This window comes from Prevotella communis, from assembly GCF_022024115.1.
GTDB classification, from domain to species: domain Bacteria; phylum Bacteroidota; class Bacteroidia; order Bacteroidales; family Bacteroidaceae; genus Prevotella; species Prevotella communis.
Map to the genome: position 1 here is coordinate 2152928 of NZ_CP091792.1, position 19620 is coordinate 2172547.

A 19620-nucleotide genomic window follows, 5' to 3' on the forward strand; every position below is an offset into this window, starting at 1 on the left:
GTTTACTGTTGCTCTATTTCTGAACCGTTCTCACTCTCTCCTGCTACCTGTATGGGGGCGCGCGACTCAGCAGAGAGTTTATTATGAACCCAATCTGGGAATACGCGCGTTCGTGGGTCGGTAACCTTCAACTTCACCTTGCACACCAACACCTCGCCTTGCTGGGTCTTGATATACTCTGGCTCATTCGAGATACTTACCAGTCTCACCTTCTGACGGCCTATGCCATTCCATTCGGAATAGAACATCAGCCATACGCCTGTGCCGTCACGACCTGTCAGATACTCACGGAAGGTATCTAAGGCGGCTTGCGCCTCGCCCATACGGTTATTGATACCATAAGGGCCATTGGAACCGCGCCAACGGAAGCCAAACTGCAACTCAATGTCGTAGGCACTCAATGGCAGACCGTCGCTCGGGCAATACTCTTCCACACCGTCATCGCCTGGCCATTCGTTGGTAGGCAGCTTCTTCACCTCACCACCTGCGGCGAAAGGAAGACTCATGCACCACCACCTGAAAGCGCTGACAGTCTCTTTCAAGTCGTATTCCACACTCTGACCGCCTGCGGTCGTCGTCGGCATCTTCTGTATGTAAAACTTCTCGTATCTCATCCTGAAAACACTCTTTTTGTTCCGTATGTTGCGATATTATCGCAACAATCCCTTGCAAATTTAGCGAATAATGATTGCATAAATATGCAGTCCACCGAAAAATTAAGCTTTTTAACTTTTTGCCACCGTTCCCAAGGCATCAGCCTTGTGCCTGCTCTCGCTCACGATAGGCCACTCTTCCCGACATTCTCACCTTACCGCCATGATGATAAATGAATATTCTTGCATCATCAATGGCCTCGGCATCTATCTCTACATCGTCGTAAGTGGTCACACGGACAATGGATTTTCCAGCAGCTACAATGCGCAACTTTCCTTGGTGCCTCACATAGATGTCCTTCGAGTCAAAACCGCCAAATTCAAGTGTCCCTTCGTTCTTGCCAAGGAACACCAAAACGCTCGGTTCTGTTTGTTGCGATGTTATCGCAACCTCTTCATCAATATACACGCCCCACCGTCTGCGAAACTCTGGCTCAAAATTCTTCTTGATAAACTCAGGACTCGGCCAGTTATGCTTCGTCGCAAAGTCAATACCGCGAATGAACTTCTCAGCCAGTTCGTCACGAGTGGAGTTGTCTCGCCACTCTCCTTGCCACTGCTGACAAAGCCCAAGGGAGATTGCCTCTCCCTTAAGCCTGTCACTCAGCGTCTTCTTCTTGAATAATTCCTTAAACATAATCATCCTTTCTTTTAGCTACCGTGCCCTGCGGTTCTTCGCAGGGTTATGCGTAAACCTTAACACTCAGTTTCTTCACACCTGTCATCAGCTGGTCTAACTTCTGATTCATCTTGTCAACACCGTCGGCACCACGAGCAACCTCCTTGCGAATCTCTTCCAACTTAGCCAACTGGGCGCCAAAACTCCTCGACATATCGGGAAGAACTTGATCCATCAGCCTGCGAAGGTCCTGAACATGGATGCTCAAATCGGCGCGCATGGCATTGATGTAACTCAGCAGGAGGTTAGTCTGGTCTTCGGTGATGCTCTTGATGGCGCTCTGACCACTGCTCTCTTCGGTGTTTTTAAGAGTCTCGCCGTGCTGGTTGGCAATCTTCTCCAAACCGTCCAGATAGGCATTGGTCATTTCAGCGGCCTTGTCGGCATCGTCGTACATACGTGCCAGTATCTCCATACCCCTCTCGTCGAGAACACCGTTGTTATCCTCGAAGTACTTCATGAACTCTTCCATGTTCTTCTCCAACAGGGGTTCGAGATACTTCTGCATGATGACCTTCGTACCAACCTCCTTCAAGATAGAGGTAATCTTCTTCTTGTAGGCATCGGCAGCATTGCCACCTGCCTCCCAGGCACTCACCAGAGCCTCAGCCAAACCGCCAGCCCAACTCTTATAGTCAATACTATACAGGTCTTTGGCCATTTCCTCGGCAAGATACCTAATCTGGTCGTTCAGCTCCTTAATCTGCTGCTCGTAGTCGGCAATCTTACCATCATCAGAGTCTTTCTTATCCTTCTCAGACTCCATCTGATGGGCGGCTTCGTCACGCTGGGCCATCAGATTAGCCTTGTATGCATCATAATAGCTACGGCTCTGCTGTGCCTCCTGAATCTGGTCGGCTGTCTCTTTGCTGACATAGTTCCTGCGAGAAAGCAACGAGTCATATAGTTTATTCTCGCTGGTGCCATTATCCAAACGGCCCTGTGCAGCAGTACCTCGATCGTACTTGTCTTTGTACTCAGCAAGTTTGTTCATGGTGGCATCGTCAGCCTTGGCTGTATAGAGACCGCCCATCGTATGCTCCAGCATCGTTTCCATGTTCTTGACAAGATTCTCCAAGAGTTTCTGACGCTCCTTACTGGCTTGAATCTCCTTCTCAATGGCGGCATCGTGCATGGCGAACAGACTGCCCATGATACTCAGACCGGCAGCGGCAGCGGCTCCGTAAGGACCAAGGCTGCTCAATCCCAAGGCGTTCAGTCCGTTGGCGGCTCCTGCAGCAGCACCAAGGGCATTGTTACCCATCTGGAACAGATTCGACAGGTCTTCATTACCCAAGGCAGCGAAGAGGTCAACCACGGGCTGCATCACATCTTGCAGAGCCTTGAACTTATCACCAATCTTCGATATCGAATCAGCGAAACCGCTTCGGTTACTGCGGATGTCATCCTGTAGGTCATCGGCGCTGATGGTCTGACCTTTCTTATAGCCGTAGCGCTTGGCACTGGCTTCGGTCTGGAATGTATAGTTACCCTGCCACTGGCCGTTGGCATCCTTACTGAACACGCCTGAATGGAGCAACTGGTTACGATGAGTACCAAGGCGCACGTTCTCGGCCATGGCGGTAAATGGGTCGCGGTTGGCCTGCTCGTTTCTCAGTTTCTCCAAGGCATCACGAAGTGCTTTCACCTCTTCGACGCTCAGACCGACAGTAAGGGAGAAATTCTCCACCTTCTCTATCATCGACTCAATGGTGCGCATACTCACACGGTCGAGGTCATCGAAAATCTTCACCCAGTTAGAGCCTTCCTTAAACTGCTCAAACTGCAACTTCGACGACTTCTTCTCATGCTCCTTCGTCAAGCCTTTCTCGGCTTCGGCGCGCATCTGTGGGTCACGAATCTCCTTCAACAGGGAGAGCTGATACTGGTAGTTCCTGTTCTCGTCTTCTATCTGCTGTTCGATGGTTCTGTTCTTCTCGATCGTAGAGAGAAGAAGGTCAAGACTCTCCTTCTGCAACTTCACAAGATGCTCCTGGTAGGCAGTATAGATGATGCTCATCTTCTCGCTGTTCTGGCCGTAGGTGTCATTGAAGGTCTTCTTATCCATAGAGAGGGCAGACTTGGCCTTGCCTGCATCACCGCCCATGGCACTGGTCATCTGCTGAACGAGATAGTCCTTATAGGTCGCACTCTGCATCATCCTGCCACCAAAGGCAACGCTGGCGGCTCCGCGCTGGTCACCTGTCAGCTTATACAGCTTCTTATAGGTCTCGTACTGCTCGTTCAAAATACCGAGTTGGGTCTTCAAAGCGTCGTTGACGGAAGTGATGGCAGCAGCCTCTTCCTTTCTGCGCTGGGCCTGAACGTCGGCATTCATGGAGTCGAAGAAACTCCTGCGGTCGCCACTCTTGCCGACACCACCCTTCAAGCGTCTCTGAATCTCTTCCACGCTCTTGGCATAGTCACTCAGGTCACTGAGGTTCCAGCCGAACACAGTCTTGAACTCTGCGTCGTTCTGCAACTTACGCATGGCACCTTCCTTGCCGTACATCTGAGAATACTTCTCGTACTCGCCCCAGAACTTCTTATATAGCTCATACTCCTTCTCCAATGCCTGCAGAGCCTTGTCGGTCTTGTCACCGTCTTTATGGCTTCCGTCCTTCTTCATGTCAGAGAAGTCCAAGCCGTTAGCCTTGGCAAAGGCATCCGTCTGCCCCTGACTGGCAAGAGCATCCTGCAAGGCTTTCAGCGTGTTATACAACTGCGGGTTGGTGAACTGATACTTGCTTATATCCATGTTCTGAATACCGTCCAACTTGATACCTGCATGGATGGCGATAGGCCCAAGTTTATTGATGGTGGTTTCAGCAGTACCGTAAGCCTTGCGAATCTCTTCCACAATCTGTTCCATGTTCATGCCCATCTTAATCTGAACAGGAGTTTTATCCAACTTAGCCTGCAAAGTCTTGCGCCAACCTGTCAGAACATCAGGAGCATCGCCAAGAGAAGCAACGACCTTGAAAGGTATTTCAACGCCTTGACCGAAGGTCTTTTCCATTAGTGGAATGAAATCAAAACCGTACTTGGCAATCAGTTCATCCTTGGCGGCAGTATAGAGGTCTTGCGCCTTCTTCTGCATGGCTTCATCCATTTCAGTACCACTGGCAATAGCCTTGGCAAGTTCGGGATTCAGATTCTTCATTTGGTCGGCAAGTATCTTCGGCAGCGTGTTACTACCTGAGTCATAGTCACCCATCATCAAGTTATCCCAAAACATGTTGGCGTAGGTTCTCATTTCAGCAGAGAACTCATTGTCACCCATCCACTGTGTAGCAAGGATGTGAAAGAGACTACGACCTTGGTCATTAGCAAGACTCTCGTTCTGCTGCTCAATGGCCTTTTTAATCTCGTCGTACATCTCCTTGATCTGAGTATCGAATGTTCCCTTCTTGTTGTCAATGCCGATAATATTGAACTTGTTACCAGCACCAAGAATAGAGGTGCTATTAGCAAAGCTGACAGGCTCGCGGCTATTCACATAGCCAGAGATTCTGGAACTCTGCCAACCGATACGACGTGCAACGGCTTCGAGTGAATTTCCTTGGTTAAGCATTTTGTTTATCTCCACGCCAAGGTCTCTCAGCATTGTAAGATAATCTTTATTGGCATCGCTGAGTTCTCCAAACTTATCGGCTGGGATTGAATCGTAGGCTTCTTGAAGTTTCTTGGCAAAATCTCTAAAGTCATTCTCTGACCACTCCTTCGTTCTGTTCTTGAAGTCATTGATGGCATCCTGGAAGTCCTGCATATTGTCCTTAACTCCCTCGGTATTCCACTTGTTAGCTTCGTCGGCAGCTGTTGCAAAAGCACTGGCAAGAGCCTTGGCCTTCTCCTGAATATTATTCATAATCTGCAACTCGTCACGCAGATTCTTAAGCATACGCTCGGCAGCTTTCGCATCGGTCATATAAGCACCGCCATCTGTTCCTGCAGCACGACCGATAATAGCATCTGCAACGTCTGGGAAATTGCTGCGCAACTGGTCTTTGTACATCTGAATCATGTTCTTCATTTCGTCCAAATCGCCAGTCTTGATAGCTACCTCAATAGGTGTGTTCTTGATGAACTGAGACACGTCCTCATAGCGCTGCTTGATGCTGTCAAAGGCAGTCTTTATACTTTCGTTCAACTCATTGCTGCTCGACCACGCACTCATAAGTCCGGCCACAATAATATCAATAGCTATCATGGCCCAACCAAGTGGACCAAATGCGGTTTTCATAGCGTTGCCAAGACTACGAATGCCTACCTCCAAAACTCTACCCTTCATAATGAGTTTGGCCATGGCACGGTCTATCTGACCCATCTGAACCAACGTGACAAGCATCCTGCGGTTACTGATGGACTGATAGTTCATTCTCAACAACTGCATGGTGTTCATCCTGCCAGCAAGGGCAAGCTGTGTTCTCCACATATTGGTGTCGCGGTTGCGTATCATCAACGACTGCATTTCAGAAGCGTTAATCTCGCCCTGAATATAACGCTCTCGAATCTTGATGGCGTTCAATTTCTGGGCCTGTGCGATACGCTTTGCCATAGTGGCCTCACCAAGCGTAATGCCGTTAGTAGCAAGCCCAACAACCTTGCCAACACCCCAGCCGATAGCCAAACCACCAAGCAGCGGAGCAATCTTATTCAGATTCTCAATAAGAGTCGTAGTCCACGTAACCATGGTCTTTAACACCTTTCCGCTCAGGCTCTCGCCTCGTGCAAACTCGCTCAGCATAATCTCCCAAGCATCCTGCAAGTTACTCCACTTACCTGCCAGCGTGTCGGCCAGCTCGTATTGCATGTTATAGAACCTACCGCCCTCGTCGGTCATTTCCCAGAGAATCTTCTTCACCATCTCAAAAGGAACGGCGCGCTTCGAGATCAACTCAAAGACCTCGCCAGTGGTCACGACACGGCCATTGAGTTTCGTGAACTCGTCGGCCAACGCCTTTACCATAGGAATACCTGCCTCAGTAAACTGGCGCAACTCCTGACCTCGCAACACGGCGGCACTTCTCACCTGACCAAAGGCCAAGATAAGACGGTTCATATCCACGCCAAGACCTGCGCTGATGTCGGCAAGCCTCTTCGTGGTGTCATACATTTCTTCGTAGGGAATACCAAAGGCGGCTACCTGCTTGGAGTAGGTGGCCAGCTGCTTGAAATTGAATGGAGAAACAACGGCCAACTGCTTCATTTCGTTGAACATGGTGTTGGCCTGTTCGATATCGCCCAAGATGCTCTTCAAGGCGATATGCTGAACCTCAAACTCACCACCAATCTGTATCACGTCGTTAAGCAGACTCTTCAAACCGTAGAAGCTGACAAAGGTACCTGCATAGCTCTTCATCTGCTCCCACATCACATTGGTACGCTTACCGGCCTCTGTCACCTTGTCGTAGGCAGCAACCAAGTCCATATTGGCCTGTGCTGTGGCCTTGGCGGCAGCAGCCTGCTCACGCAAGGCGGCGGCAGCGCGCTTGGCACTGTCACGCTCCTGCTGACGGTTCAATCGTTCTTGCTCTCTGGTCAGACGCTCCACTCCTGCAGCAGCATCGACGGCATCCTGCTTCAACTTCTTATAGTCGGAGTCAGTAGTGGTGTAGCCACGGCCACCGTTCTTCGTGGCTCTCGCAAGCGACATCTGCTCACGCCATATCTGAGCGGCAACAGAAGAGGCCTTGCTGGTGTCAACGCCTGGAGCAGCACCGATAATAGCATTACTCAGACGCTCACGAATCCTTGCAAGGTCGTTGTAGCGGGTACGCAACTGGTCAACACGCTTTTCCTCCGCTGACTGTGCTGAGCGGTTGGCCCGCTCAGAAGCCTGAACAGACTGCGTATAGCGGTTCACACTTCGAGTCATCAGGGCGAAGTTGTTCTGACGCATGTGAGCGGCAACAGCTCCGCTCTCCATCATCTTCTTGTCATCACCCTCAATGGCCTTTAAGCCATTACGCAACTTCTCCAACTCCTGTAGGGTCTGCTGCATCTTGGCTTTCATGGCTGGGTCTTTGGCTTCGCCAAGGCTCTTGTTGATTTTCTCAATGGCCTCGTCGATCTTGTAATAGCCGTCCTTCAACTTAGCCACGTTCTCAGCGTAGGTGGCCGCTTTCTTGGTGGCATTGTCAAGACCTTGACCCATCTTGTCAGCCAGTTCAACACCCTTCTGTAATGTCTGAGTGAGATAGTCACGAACACCCATCTCAAACCAAAGCTTATTCTCGTCTGCCATAGTGCAAAATTGTTATCCTGTTATGAGTTAAAAATGTCCTCTATCGAGAAGTTTCCACCTACAAAGGTCTTACCCTGTCGGTTCTCTTCCCATGCCAAGGCTAAGGCATCCATTTCTTTCTTTCCTGGCTCTTCGTTCTTCTTGTCATCGGCATGGTAGTCGGTAACTGGCTGGTCGAAGATGCCTAACTCTATCTGGGAGCAGGTGTAGCCATCCCAATACCCCCATGCCTTGGTGAACCAATGCGTCTCGAAGAGGAAGGGGTATTTCTCGCTTAGGCTCCAGAACGCTCCCCAACTGGTCCGGCTTGGGTACGTTCGGCTTCCTCCCTTGTCTGACTCATGAGAGTGTCCATCATACTTATCGCTAATCCCGTACACATCATAGAGGGTTCTAAGGGAATTTTTTTTTTACTCGCCTCCATGATACGCAACACCTCTACTTGGTCGAGGTCGGCAACATAGTACAACCACCTCCAGTAAGCCCACCAGAGAAACACAATCTTCCATTTACGCGCCAAAAGAAGCAAGGCCACAAGCTGAACATTCAGCTTCCATTGGTCAGTGTGCGAAGCGGTTTTGCCGCTTCGCTTCTTCTTGGTGCCTTTCAGCATCAGGTGCGTAAACCTGCGCTTCATGTAGTTCCTCCACCAGTGTATCTTCCACGTCTTGCCTCGGAACTCTATCTCGTCGGGAGTAGCCTCTAATACTTCATCCAAAAGTTCCTGCATACTCCTGTTCGGTTGCTCTCTCTCCATATCATTCTGTTTTTATATACCGCGTCAGCGTCGCGGCTCGTTTGTCAAACTGAAAAGGGGCGGTGGCACAATCACCACCACCCCTCGTATCGCGCTTCGCGGTCGAACCGCAAAGATTTAGGCCGTCTTCTTCAAGAAGAGGATGTCAGGGCCATCCGTGGCCTCCATAGTACCGTTGAACTGAACGGCATACGGATCGGTCTCGGCGTTCTCGAACTTCATAGCTGCCCACACAACAGCGTTGGCGATGATGAGCATACGGTTCTTGGCCTCGTTCAGCAGAACGATGGTACCGCGAACCTCGTGCTTGGCAACATTGATACCAATACCTGCCCAAGTGGTCTGAGCGGAGCCAGCACCACTGTTAGCAGCCAAAGTGGCACCAACAGCCTGCACGTTCTCAGCACCGTAGGCCATCTGCATGACTGCGGTATGCAGCGTGGGAACGAGGAACGAAATGTCGAAGTCACCCTTAGTGGCGGTTGCCACCCAGTCAGAGTCATCACCGAGAACCTTGTAGTGGTTCACAGTGGTATCACCCTCGTTCAGCGAAAGGTCGCCGACGTGGACGGGAAGGTCATACTCAGGGGTGAGAGCGATAGCGCTCACATCGTTCTGGGTAATCTCATCCCACTTGGCAGCAGTCCAAGCACCTGCCTCGGAAATGGCGGTCTTGCACTTGTAGTACTTGCCATCCTTCTGCACCTTGTCGCCGACAGCATAGGTAGATGTCGCACTGAACTCAGGCAGGTCGGCCAGGGCAGGGAAAATGGGAGTCGTCTGGAACAGCAAGGATGCTACACCCTTGAACACGTCCTTCAGTTGTCTCTTGTTAGTCATAATCGTTATCTGTAAAAAAGTTATTAAAACTGTTTCTTGTCACCGTGCCCGTCGCATCAGCGTCGGGTTAAGTAGAGAGGCCCGCATGAATGCGCGTATAGTGAAAACCGTTACCGTCGCTGTGGGCTGGAACAATGACGCGAGGCTTGACAGCGGTTACGCCAGTAGTCGAGTCAGAGAAGGGGAATAGTCCTTTCAACTGCTCAGCGTAGGTCTCTACCTCGTTAATGGCTACTTCATTCGGATTGGCGGCTTTCACATTGTCCTTCACAAACAACTCAATAATGAGCGTCGTGTCGCTCCAGTCGAAAGAGGCGCTATCCAAGGCACCGTCCTCACCAATAATCTGGTTGCGGATGCTGGTCAGAGAAAGAACGATGAAAGAGGTCTGCGCCTTGTCAACAGCCGAAGGCCGCTCAAAAAGGTACATCTTCATCTTCATCGGCTTCAAGGCCGTGCATACTGCCTGTAACAGTGTCTTAATCGTTGCCATAGTTATTCATTCATCCTTGTTACTTCTGCACCCATACCGGCAAGCTCGTCTCTCACCTGTGTCAACACATTCGCTTTCTGCTTGGTCTCAAGATACTTGGCGTAATCAGTAGCAGCTACAACCTTGTAGCGCCAGCCCTTGCCTTTCGGCGCTTGGGACTGCAGAAACTCCAAGGCTTCTTCCTGCGCCCAAAAATTCTCTTCCTGGGGGGAATCGTCTGGAGCCTTATAAGGGGAACCAAGATGCTCTACTGGTGTGCCATCCCAATAGTGGGAAAGGTCATAGGTCTCACCATGAACGAGGGTCATCCGAGTAGGTGCCTTGTGCAAGGCATCAAACGAGGTGGCCACGCCAACCAGTTTCCTGTCGTTGTAGAGGGCTACGGCAATAGAGTTGCGGGTGTTACCAGTAACATTCGCAAAGCCACTCATCTCGTCGAGGATGACATTCACTAAGAACTTCAAACCTCCAAGGAGAAAGGGTTCTGCTTTCTTATCGCGCTCTTTCTTCAAGTTCACGATAATCTCTTCAAACCGTTTCCGTACATGACTGTTCATAATCACCTTACCCTGCATTTCCGCAGGCTTCTTACTGTCTCGTCAGTTCCCAATATATCACAGAGCGATTGTTGTCTGGCTCAAAGTCTCTTACCTTGCCAGCTTCGGTAACATTTCCCTTCACAACCTCAATGATGTCACCATCCATCGGCCATAAGGGGGTCTCACTCTCGCTTTCTTCCTCGCTTCCCTCCTGTTCTGTCTGTTGCTGTGACACAGCAAGACCATCCCATTCATCGAAACGTACTGGAATACTCGCCTTACGCTTATTAACATCAACGGAGCCTGTGTCGTTTGTCGTAGTGTCGGTATAACTGCGACCATTCCCTTCATAGATGATAATGGTCTCTTCACCACCAGTGGCGCGCTCAAAGGGGTCGTCGCTCTCAACAGCTTCCTTCCTGCGAGTGATTTTCACATGGTGAGGGTATCTGTCGTTCACTATTACTTCCTTCTTCATAGCCGTTAGTGTGTGTCGCGATTGTGTCGCGGCAATGGGGTTCCATCAACATCACGCAACGCTGGCATAATGCCCATGGAGCGCATACGGATGGTACGCTTGCCAAAGACGCTCGCAGGCTCTAACTCTTCATAGATGGCATTGGCCTCGTTCATCAGCAACTTCTTGTCGTCTTTCGACAACGTGTAGCCACCCTCAGAATGACTCCAGCCATTATCAGAGTCGGAAACTCTGTTAGTGCGACCAGCACCCAAACATATCCACTTCAACAGGTCGGCATAGAGAAGACGCACCTTCGGAGCCTGTTCGGTATCTTCGGGATTGTACTCGTCGCTGCCTTCAACACCACGCTTCTTAAGAACGCCTCTTACAGCGCTCTCAGGAATAGAGAAGTTGATACTGTCATAGAGGTGCTGCTCGATGGTGTAAACCGTCTCTGCCTCTGGTTCTACAGAGGGTTCGGGCTGAGTCTCTACTACAGTTTTCTGCTCTTGCTCCTGCTCTTCGATGATGTTCTGTTCGTCTGCCATTGTCGTTACATTATTTATATATATAGGCTCCCATGTTCCTCACCATGATTCCCATGGGAGCCTGAATGAAAGGAGGATGTCGCGGTTACGCTTACGCCGTAACGGTAGAGTAGAACATCCACTGCGGTACGCTCGGTACGCACAACTGAGCAAACTCGCCCTCGATATACACCGAGTGAGTCTTCTGGTTGGCGCGCTGGGTCAGCAGCAGACGACCTTCGTCGTAGTAAGCCACATGCTCAGGCTCGTAGCCTACGCTCAGAGGCTTCACACCCTGAATGTCACCTACGCAGCCTGTAGGCAGGAAGACAACATTCTTCGGGTCGAAGTTGTCAATCTGAGTGGTGATGATGTCGGGGTCGCCGTTGCTGTCGGTGCCGGGAGCCTCTACGAAAGCGTAGGTGTCACGGACGACAATCTCGTCAGCCTTAATCATCTTACGGATGGCTTCCTTCTTGGCGTCATCGTCAACGTCCTTGATGAGGTCGGCGCGAACATTGCCGTCCACGACGCTCGCAAAGAACTTATTGGCGAGGCGGGCGATAACCTTGGAGTGACCGAGCATATCATCCCACAGGTCCTGAGAAATCTCCATCTTCAAACCACCCTGATAGTGCTTCACGCGACGAATCCACTTCACGCGGTTCTGCAGATAGGTGATGGGGTCAGAAGAAGTACCCTCATGAGCGGTGTCATGGTTACTTGCGTCGGTCCACCAACGAGACTGACCAGTCAGCGTTTCCTTGTTGCCGTCGGGAACACCGAACAGAATGTCAATTCCCTGTAAACCACGAGGGTTGTTCACACTCGTCAGGGAGAACTGGCCCTTAGACACAACCTGATTACGGATGTGAGTCAGAGCGTTATAATACATCTTCACGAGGCCGTCGGTGCCTTCATCGACAAGACCCATGAACACGTCTTCCATCTCAGGAGTCAGAGCGGCATTGCCGTAGCGCTGGATAAGCTGCAACTGCTCGTTGATGATCGTGCGGTTGAACTTATAGAAACGCTTACCCGTGGGAATGTTGCCAGTCTTACCAGACAGCTCACGAAGAGCAGCCTCGTAGCCGGGACTCTCAGGGTCTACCCAAGTAGGAAGGGCCGTTGCGCCTGTGCTCGCAATGAGCTGCGCAAAGGTGTAACTGATGCTGGTCGGACTGAACTCGAAACCGTCAATCTGGATGCCGTCATACTTTTCCAAGTACTTGTCTACCCAGCCTTGCCAGTCAAGACCGCCAAGACCATTATCAAACACCGTAAAAAGTCCTATTGGATTGGTATTCATAATGAAATCCTGTAAAAATCGTTAATAACTTGTGCCTGTCACCGTGCCCTGTGCGTAAGCGCAGGGGTTGGTTTAGGACACGAACTTAATCTCACTCAATGCGGCCAAATCCTTGACGGCGGCCAGCACGTCTGGATCAACCATGTACGAATACATCTCACCTGCATAGACAACAGTAGCGGTTGCTACAGTGTCGCCAGATTCAATGTCAATGTCGTACAGCAAAGCACCGTTGATACCAAGAGAGGCCACGCCAGCGGCATCATGCTTCTCGTAGTACGTCTTGCTCTCCGTAACACTGGTGTCAGTGGTGGCAACATAGTCGTTACCGCTCTTCTCGTAGTAACCCTTGGTCTTAGGGTTGCCAGAAGGCTCGGCAACAGCAGTGTAGGTAGGACTCAGAGTAGCAAGAATCTGCTCCTTGGTGTAGCAGGTTACCTTCTTACCACCATTACTGCCAGCATCGAACCACTTGGCGAAAACACCACAGCGAATCTTGCCGACACCATTACTGAGCCAATCACTGATGTTGGTCACAACACCACCTGCGGGGAACTGGTCCTTCACCTCGCGCCACACCTTGCGAGCGTGGCCCATGCTCACAGACTTACTTCCGAAGGTATTACCCATCTGTCCCATAGTCGTAATGTGCTAATGTTAAACAATAAAATTCGGTTCTCTTGCCACCGTTCCCTGTGCGTAAGCGCAGGGTTCAGCGTTACTTTTTCCAACCTTCCTTCTTGCCCTTACGTGCAAAGAATCTGTCAGCGGCAGTTTCACCGGTTCCACCTCCGCGTTGGCCTGCTCGGGGCTGAACAGTCTTCTTTTCATCAAGACCTGCTTCTTTCAGGTGCTTGTAGTACAACTTCTCAGCCTTGCTCACAAGGTCGTCAACATCGTAACTCTCACCCTCTTCCAACTGTGGCAACTTCAAGTCGCGCATGGCCTGATTCAGAAAGTAGTCCTTGACTTCCACGTTACCCTTCTTAAAGGTGGCTTTCAAGCCCTGTTTCACCTCCTTCAACGTGGCGTTCTTCGCCTCCGTCTCTTTGGCGGTCTTCTGAGACTGTTCATACGCATCAAAACGGGCGTTCAGCTTCTTTGCCCATGCAGGCATGTCATCATCATCGTCACCGTTGCCATCACCTTCGCCGTCCTTCGGCTTGGTACTGGTCTGCGTAGTCTTCGGTGCAGGGTGGGCTTGCTTGTAGGCCCTTACCTGTGTGCTCACGTCCTTGTGGAGATTACCGTCCATGCGCTTCAAACGCTTTACGATACGACCGACAAAGGTTTCATCTACTTGGGCGTCATCTGTCACTCCTTCGAGAGCGTCATCAAGTTCACCGTTAATAGTCTCTTCGCTCAAAGTAAGGGTTCTTCCCTCACTCTCCAGAGCATCATTCACTTGTTCTAAGAGTGCTTCTCTTTCCATAATGTAAACTGTAAAAATGTTATCCTGAGCGCAATCCTTTTACGCTTCTTTAGTTGCGGGAGCCGGAATCGAACCAACGCACTCCAGGCTATGACCCTGGCGGGCTACCAACTGCCCCATCCCGCGATATTTACATCCAAAAACGTATAAAAATACAAATTTTCTGCAAAAATATGAATATTTTTTGCATAAACCAAATATTTTTGCGTATTTTTGCACAAAAATATGAATATTTATACAATTTGACTCTCTGCAAGACGGTTTTGCCGCCTTGAAATGAACGAATGAAGCAGTTTTCAGGATATAAAACGAAAAAGGGTGAGCCTATCCTCACGCAAGAGTATGCTCAATCCATCCGCGATGCCAATGACCCGCATCAAATCATTGCGCAACTCGGAGGACAGGAGAATGCGCTCGCCTGTCCTGCGCAAATCGTCATCTTCGGCGGTAAGCGTGGAGGCTCAAAGTCGTTCTCGGAACTGCTCGAAGCGCTCTATGACATTCAAGACCGTCATTTCCGTGCGCTTATCCTACGTGCTGAGAAACCTGACCTCGACTCGCTCATTGAGGACTCCTACAATGTCTATGCTCAGTTCGGCGACTACAACCGCTCGGATAATGATAAGACATGGAACTTCTACTCTGGTGCCAAACTAAAGTTCTCATACTACGAGGGAGAATACGAGAAGTTCAAGAAGCGTTTCCAAGGTAAGCAGTATGCATACGTCGCCATCGACGAGATAACGCATTGCGAATACAAGAAGTTCAAGTATCTGCTCACCATCCTGCGTAACGCTTTCCATATCAGACCACGCTTCTGGGGAACATGTAACCCTGATCCTGATTCATGGGTGGCTAAGTTCATTGAGTGGTGGCTCGACGAAGAGGGCTATCCTGACCCAGAGAAGGATGGTGTCATTCGCTACTGTTACATGCCGGGCAACGACGTGAACGAGATAGTATGGGGTGACTCGCGTGAAGAGGTCTATGAAATGTGCAAGGATGATATTCTTAAGCACTGGAAGCCTGCTTACGCGAAGTATGGAACACCGCAAGACCTTTTCATCTTCTCGGTGGCTTTCGTAGAGGGAAAACTGGAAGACAACATCAAACTGATGGAGTCGAACCCAACATACCTCGCCAACCTCGCCAACCAAGACGAGGAACAGCAGTCGCGTGACCTTGACGGTAACTGGAAGTTCCGTGCCGCTGGCGATGACCTCATAAAGATGGAGGATATGCTTCGCTTCTACGCGAACTCCTACCGTAACAAGATGCTTGGTGGCGATGATGCAGAACTATACGCTACGGCTGACGTGGCCCTGCAAGGTGGTGATAACTTCGTCATGTGGCTATGGCAGGGATGGCATATCAAAGATGTGTTCGTCTGCAGGTTCGACTCCAAGACACTTGTAGAGACCATCAAGGCGAAGCTGCTGGAATGGGGAGTGCAGGAAGACCACTTCACCTACGACTACCAAGGCATCGGCCAGCTCGTTCAGGGATTCTTCCCAGACGCTATACCGTTCGTCAACCAAGGTACGCCTATCGCACTCACCAAAGACGAGGAAGAGGGCATCAAGAAACTCTATAAGGACTTGAAGAGCCAGTGTGCCGTGCTGCTCTATAAGAAGTTCCGCGATGGTGAGTTGTCTATCGACAACCACCTGCTGGATATGACCTTCGACGGACACGGCTACGGAAAGACAAAGCTACGCGACATCCTCATGAAGGAACGTAAGTGCATCAGACGCACTCAGGATTCTATCGGAAAGGCGTTCAAGTTGATACCGAAGGAGGATATGAAGAAAATCATCGGACACTCGCCCGACTTCTTCGAGTCGCTGCTCTTCCGTATGGTCTTCACGCTGGTCAAGAAGAAGCACCGCAAGGCAAAGAACACATGGTGCATCTAACCACAGTGCCCTGTGCATCAGCGCAGGGATAATCAGAAACCAATTGGTAATTAGATATGGATAACATTCTCAACTACAAGGAAATCCTCGTTCGGGAACCGTTCTACGAAGTGCTCCCGACTGGTTACAAGGCGAACCGCACAGTTCGTCGTGGGCAGAAGGTGTCTGAACCTAACGACCGTCTGCACATGCGCATACTGACGCAGGCTGACTTCCTGCGAATGTACTACCCGTCGGGACATAAGATTATGGACCCGCAACTATATCCTGATATATACAAGCAAGACCCAGAGACGAAGAAATGGTATATGCAGCCGGTCTTCCGAACGGCATTCGCATTCCAGAAAATTATCGCAACCAAGCAGATTGTTCACCTCGTCGGCAACGACATACAGTTTGAACTCTCTGGCAAGGTGGAGGAAGACATGAAGGAACTGCGAAAGCAACAGGCATTGCTCACGCTACGGCAGGGATGGCTCGACATGAACATGGAGTACCACTTCTATCAGGCTGTGGAGTCTATCAAGGTGACAGGCGACACGGCTGTTGTGGCTTACTTCGATAAGGATGGTAACGCGCGCTGTAAGACGCTATCTTACCTCAACGGCGATACGCTCTATCCGCATCGTGACTCGCTGACTGGCGACATGCTGCTCTTCGCACGTAAATACTCCGATATCGACGAAGACGGTACATACTCGTCTGAGTGGGTAGAGGTGTGGGATGACAAATACTACTACCGCGCTCGCCGTGGCCTCAACAAGAACAAGACGCTCCAGAAGATTAAGGACTTCTTCGGACTCGGTGGCTACGAGATTATAGAACAGAAGGAGCATGGATTCGACTTCTGTCCTGTGGCTTACCATCGTGAGCGCGATGGTGCCTGCTGGCTTCCTTCTCAGAACACCATCGAGACCTACGAAGAGGCGGTATCGTACTTCTGCGAGAACAACCGCGCTTTCGCATTCCCCATCATGTACACGAAGGGCGACGGCGTGGTGTTCAACCCAGACCAGATGACTGGTGCCGTCAAGTACGTGGAGATAGAGGACGAAGACGGCGATGCTGGATTCCTCAACAAGCCAGATGTCTCAGCGGCTTTCAACACGCAACTGAAGATTCTCTACGACATGATCTACGAGCAGTCGTTTGGAGTGAAGCCGCCTGAACTCAAATCGGGCGACCTACCAGGAGTGGCTATCAAACTGCTCTTCTCGCCTGCAATCGAGCTGGCAATACATGACTGTCTCAAACTGCAGCCGTTCCTCAACGACCTCGTGAAGTTCGTCAAGTATGCCTATGGCTACCAAGAGAACTGTCAGGCTACGCTCATGGGCCTCAAAGTGAACACATGGATTGAGCCGTACATCCATCAGAACGACTCGGAGCTGATGCAGAACCTCCAAATCGGTGTGCAGAATAACTTCATATCGAAGCAGACGGCATCGGAGCGCGCTACGAAGTATGCGAAGAACGACGAAATAAAGCGCATCATTGCGGAAGACCTCGAGAAGCGACGCCTCGACATGCAAGATGAGATTCAGAAGCAGAAGGCTCAGACTGACAACGAAATTCGCAAGATTCGCGCTCAGAACGCACTCAAAGGTCAGGATGTCAATACTGGCAACGGCTCTACGGCACGTACACGCAACACCGACCAATGGGGCAACCGTCCTAACGAGAATAACTGGAAGTCGTGGAATGCCACCCACTAAAACAAAACAGCTATGGAAGTAGAAGTAACATCATCAACAGCAAAGACGGCACGCTCTTACAAACTCGAACCGGAAGAGCTGGCTTTCGCCGACCTCGTGGCCACTGGATGGGAACCAGAGGACGCTTGGGCTGTGGCCATCCGTAAAGGTGCCACATGGAACCGCACGGCGCGTAAGGAGGCCATCACTCAGCTGCTGGAAAAAGAAACGACTCAGCAGCGCATCGAGGACACCAAGGGCATACTCTCCAAGGCCCAGACGGAGCGTATTCGCTCTGAGATAAACGCTGACTCCAAGGCGCTCTTCGCACGTGCCACCGACAAGACTTCAAAGATTGTAGAACTGCAAGCGAAACTGGAGGCTTGTAAAGACACTGGCGAATGGCTGAAAATCAATCAGCAAATCATCGACGTGACACGCATGAAGCAGGAAGAGACGAAGAAGGATGACAACACCACGCACTTCTTCCTTCCAACACTCTACCCTGAGTCCTGCGAATACTGCCTACGCAATCCAAAAAACAAGAACAAGTAGTGTGCGGCATGGTTCTGCCATGTCGTCCTCAAAGATATACTGCATTTCAGTTTTGTAATTCATATTGCAAAAAAGAAGGGGCCACTCGTGAGAGCCGCCCCTTTTCCGTTATGTATGTCGCCATGCTATAGCGACCCATTCTCCTTCATGCGCCCATACTCAGCAATCAACAGAGCATCGGCATTTTTCAGCGTCACCTTGGTCTTAGGGAAGAGCTGCTGGGCCTTACCCTTCAAGCGGGTCTTGTGCTGAGTATAGCTCTCGTCTTTCTTGGACTTTACACTGAGGGCTGTCTGCCACTTGCTCGGCAACACGTCAATGCAGCGTATCTTGTGACAGGCAACAGCCATCTGAACATAGCCATAGAACTGGCCAAAGGTGAAGGTGCTGGAAACACCTTGCTTGGGCATCGAATGGACTATCTCAATATAGGCGCACTGAGCATCTTTGTGACGCTCTACAAAGTCGCTGATGTCGGCCAGCGTCTCAGGCATGGCAGTAACATCAATGACTTCATGGCTCTCGCTGTCAATAACAGCAAGGCCACCGCCTTTCCCTGGGTCTATACCTAACACTTTCATAGCAGCTTCTTACGCAGTTTGGTGATACACTCGCAGATGTTACCAAGGGCATCCATCATCAGCGCATTATGCAGACTCGGAATATGCTCGGGCATCGGCTTGCCTTCTTGGATATTGCTCGACACATGAACGATAAAGTCTTCTATAAGAGCATGATCCTCGACAATATGGCGCAACTCGTTATTTTCCATGCTTGCCTCCTTTCTTCTTAGTGGTCTTCTTCTCTGCCACAGTGCCCGAAGCCTTAGCGTCGGTTTCCACAGCGGCCTTGCCCATAGCCACGATGTTCGCTCTGGCCTCTTCCATCTTCTTCACGTCTTCAAGAATGGCATCATCCTCGGCCTTGCTCTCAGGAGTCTCTTTAGGCGCTTTCGTGCGCTCCAGATACTCCTTCAACAGACGACCCTTGGCATCAATATACTGACCGTCGCCCATGATGGTGGTGTCACCATAGAACAACAGGAACAGAGAATACAACGCCTTGTAGTTGTCATCACTCAACTGGTCACCGACAAAGCGGGAGTCAATGTAATAGAACATGGTGGCGTTACAGCCAAAGTGCAACTCCCAGTCACCGCCACGAGTGAACACCTTGATATAAGGCACACCGCCACGGGTAAGGTCAATACCGCGCTGCTTGGCATAGACAGCAGCCCCACTACTGGCTCGCAGAGCCATCAACTCTTTTCTGGTCAAAGTCTTCATGTACTTCAACACAAAGTAATTGCCAATCTGAATCTTCTTGCCGAATGGCATTCCTACTTTCTTGTTCTCTTCCATAATCGTTAGTATTTAATGATTTGATACGTCTCGTCAGGATGGCTCGCTTCAAGACCTTCCTTCCAGTGTTGGGCACTCTCAAAAGTCTGCGAATGAAAAACGTCGACCCAACTGCCGTCTTTCTTCTGCTGAACTCGATACTTATACATAATAATAGG

At 50.4% G+C, this 19620-nt stretch carries 19 protein-coding genes and 1 tRNA gene; 3 read left to right on the forward strand and 17 right to left on the reverse strand.

Translation table 11 applies throughout. The annotated features are described in order from the left end of the window. Window positions 1-2: 2 nt before the first annotated feature. From L6468_RS08850 to L6468_RS08910, 13 genes are all read right to left on the reverse strand, one after another. Window positions 3-614 (reverse strand): hypothetical protein, encoded by a 612-nt coding sequence (locus L6468_RS08850; protein WP_237792986.1) that lies wholly within the window; start codon window positions 612-614, stop codon window positions 3-5. Window positions 615-753: 139 nt separating this feature from the next. After that, the gene (locus L6468_RS08855) at window positions 754-1290 is read right to left on the reverse strand and encodes a hypothetical protein (protein ID WP_237792987.1); all 537 of its coding nucleotides are present in this window, start codon (window positions 1288-1290) and stop codon (window positions 754-756) included. 46 nt (window positions 1291-1336) lie between these two features. Then, on the reverse strand, window positions 1337-7579 hold the full coding sequence (locus tag L6468_RS08860) for a tape measure protein (RefSeq protein ID WP_237792988.1): 6243 nt from the start codon (window positions 7577-7579) through the stop codon (window positions 1337-1339). A gap of 20 nt (window positions 7580-7599) precedes the next feature. Further along, the gene (locus tag L6468_RS08865; RefSeq protein ID WP_237792989.1) at window positions 7600-7959 is read right to left on the reverse strand and encodes a hypothetical protein; all 360 of its coding nucleotides are present in this window, start codon (window positions 7957-7959) and stop codon (window positions 7600-7602) included. 494 nt (window positions 7960-8453) lie between these two features. Continuing rightward, window positions 8454-9176, reverse strand: a complete 723-nt coding sequence (locus tag L6468_RS08870) for a hypothetical protein (RefSeq protein ID WP_237792990.1) — start codon at window positions 9174-9176, stop codon at window positions 8454-8456. Window positions 9177-9243: 67 nt separating this feature from the next. After that, window positions 9244-9669 (reverse strand): hypothetical protein, encoded by a 426-nt coding sequence (locus L6468_RS08875; protein ID WP_237792991.1) that lies wholly within the window; start codon window positions 9667-9669, stop codon window positions 9244-9246. A 2-nt stretch (window positions 9670-9671) separates the two neighbouring features. After that, window positions 9672-10226, reverse strand: a complete 555-nt coding sequence (locus L6468_RS08880; RefSeq protein ID WP_237792992.1) for a hypothetical protein — start codon at window positions 10224-10226, stop codon at window positions 9672-9674. Between the two features lie 31 nt (window positions 10227-10257). After that, complete coding sequence (locus L6468_RS08885; protein WP_237792993.1) at window positions 10258-10686, reverse strand: hypothetical protein; 429 nt, start codon at window positions 10684-10686, stop codon at window positions 10258-10260. Between the two features lie 5 nt (window positions 10687-10691). Then, on the reverse strand, window positions 10692-11216 hold the full coding sequence (locus L6468_RS08890; RefSeq protein ID WP_237792994.1) for a hypothetical protein: 525 nt from the start codon (window positions 11214-11216) through the stop codon (window positions 10692-10694). A gap of 91 nt (window positions 11217-11307) precedes the next feature. Beyond that, window positions 11308-12504 (reverse strand): hypothetical protein, encoded by a 1197-nt coding sequence (locus L6468_RS08895; protein WP_237792995.1) that lies wholly within the window; start codon window positions 12502-12504, stop codon window positions 11308-11310. Window positions 12505-12576: 72 nt separating this feature from the next. Beyond that, entirely contained in the window at window positions 12577-13143 is a 567-nt protein-coding gene (locus L6468_RS08900; protein ID WP_237792996.1) for a hypothetical protein, read from the reverse strand. A 79-nt stretch (window positions 13144-13222) separates the two neighbouring features. Further along, window positions 13223-13936, reverse strand: coding sequence for a hypothetical protein (locus L6468_RS08905; RefSeq protein WP_237792997.1), 714 nt, complete (start codon window positions 13934-13936; stop codon window positions 13223-13225). A gap of 53 nt (window positions 13937-13989) precedes the next feature. Continuing rightward, window positions 13990-14062 (reverse strand) — tRNA-Met (locus L6468_RS08910). 158 nt (window positions 14063-14220) lie between these two features. On the opposite strand from L6468_RS08910, the gene L6468_RS08915 reads away from it, so the two are divergent. The 3 genes from L6468_RS08915 to L6468_RS08925 are packed head-to-tail and all read left to right on the forward strand — an operon-like array spanning window position 14221 to window position 18101. Beyond that, window positions 14221-15852, forward strand: a complete 1632-nt coding sequence (locus L6468_RS08915) for a terminase large subunit domain-containing protein (protein WP_237792998.1) — start codon at window positions 14221-14223, stop codon at window positions 15850-15852. Between the two features lie 56 nt (window positions 15853-15908). Then, the gene (locus tag L6468_RS08920) at window positions 15909-17567 is read left to right on the forward strand and encodes a phage portal protein (protein WP_237792999.1); all 1659 of its coding nucleotides are present in this window, start codon (window positions 15909-15911) and stop codon (window positions 17565-17567) included. A 12-nt stretch (window positions 17568-17579) separates the two neighbouring features. Beyond that, window positions 17580-18101, forward strand: a complete 522-nt coding sequence (locus tag L6468_RS08925) for a hypothetical protein (protein ID WP_237793000.1) — start codon at window positions 17580-17582, stop codon at window positions 18099-18101. A gap of 125 nt (window positions 18102-18226) precedes the next feature. Here L6468_RS08925 and L6468_RS08930 read toward each other — a convergent pair whose 3' ends face one another. Genes L6468_RS08930 through L6468_RS08945 form a run of 4 tightly spaced genes read right to left on the reverse strand, consistent with a single transcriptional unit; the run spans window position 18227 to window position 19611 of the window. Beyond that, window positions 18227-18682 (reverse strand): crossover junction endodeoxyribonuclease RuvC, encoded by a 456-nt coding sequence (locus L6468_RS08930; protein ID WP_237793001.1) that lies wholly within the window; start codon window positions 18680-18682, stop codon window positions 18227-18229. Continuing rightward, window positions 18679-18873, reverse strand: coding sequence for a hypothetical protein (locus tag L6468_RS08935; protein WP_237793002.1), 195 nt, complete (start codon window positions 18871-18873; stop codon window positions 18679-18681). The genes L6468_RS08930 and L6468_RS08935 overlap by 4 nt, the downstream gene beginning before the upstream one ends. Then, window positions 18863-19462, reverse strand: a complete 600-nt coding sequence (locus L6468_RS08940; RefSeq protein WP_237793003.1) for a hypothetical protein — start codon at window positions 19460-19462, stop codon at window positions 18863-18865. The genes L6468_RS08935 and L6468_RS08940 overlap by 11 nt, the downstream gene beginning before the upstream one ends. 5 nt (window positions 19463-19467) lie before the next feature. After that, window positions 19468-19611: a hypothetical protein gene (locus L6468_RS08945; RefSeq protein ID WP_237793004.1), complete on the reverse strand. Its 144-nt coding sequence runs from the start codon at window positions 19609-19611 to the stop codon at window positions 19468-19470. Window positions 19612-19620: the final 9 nt, after the last annotated feature.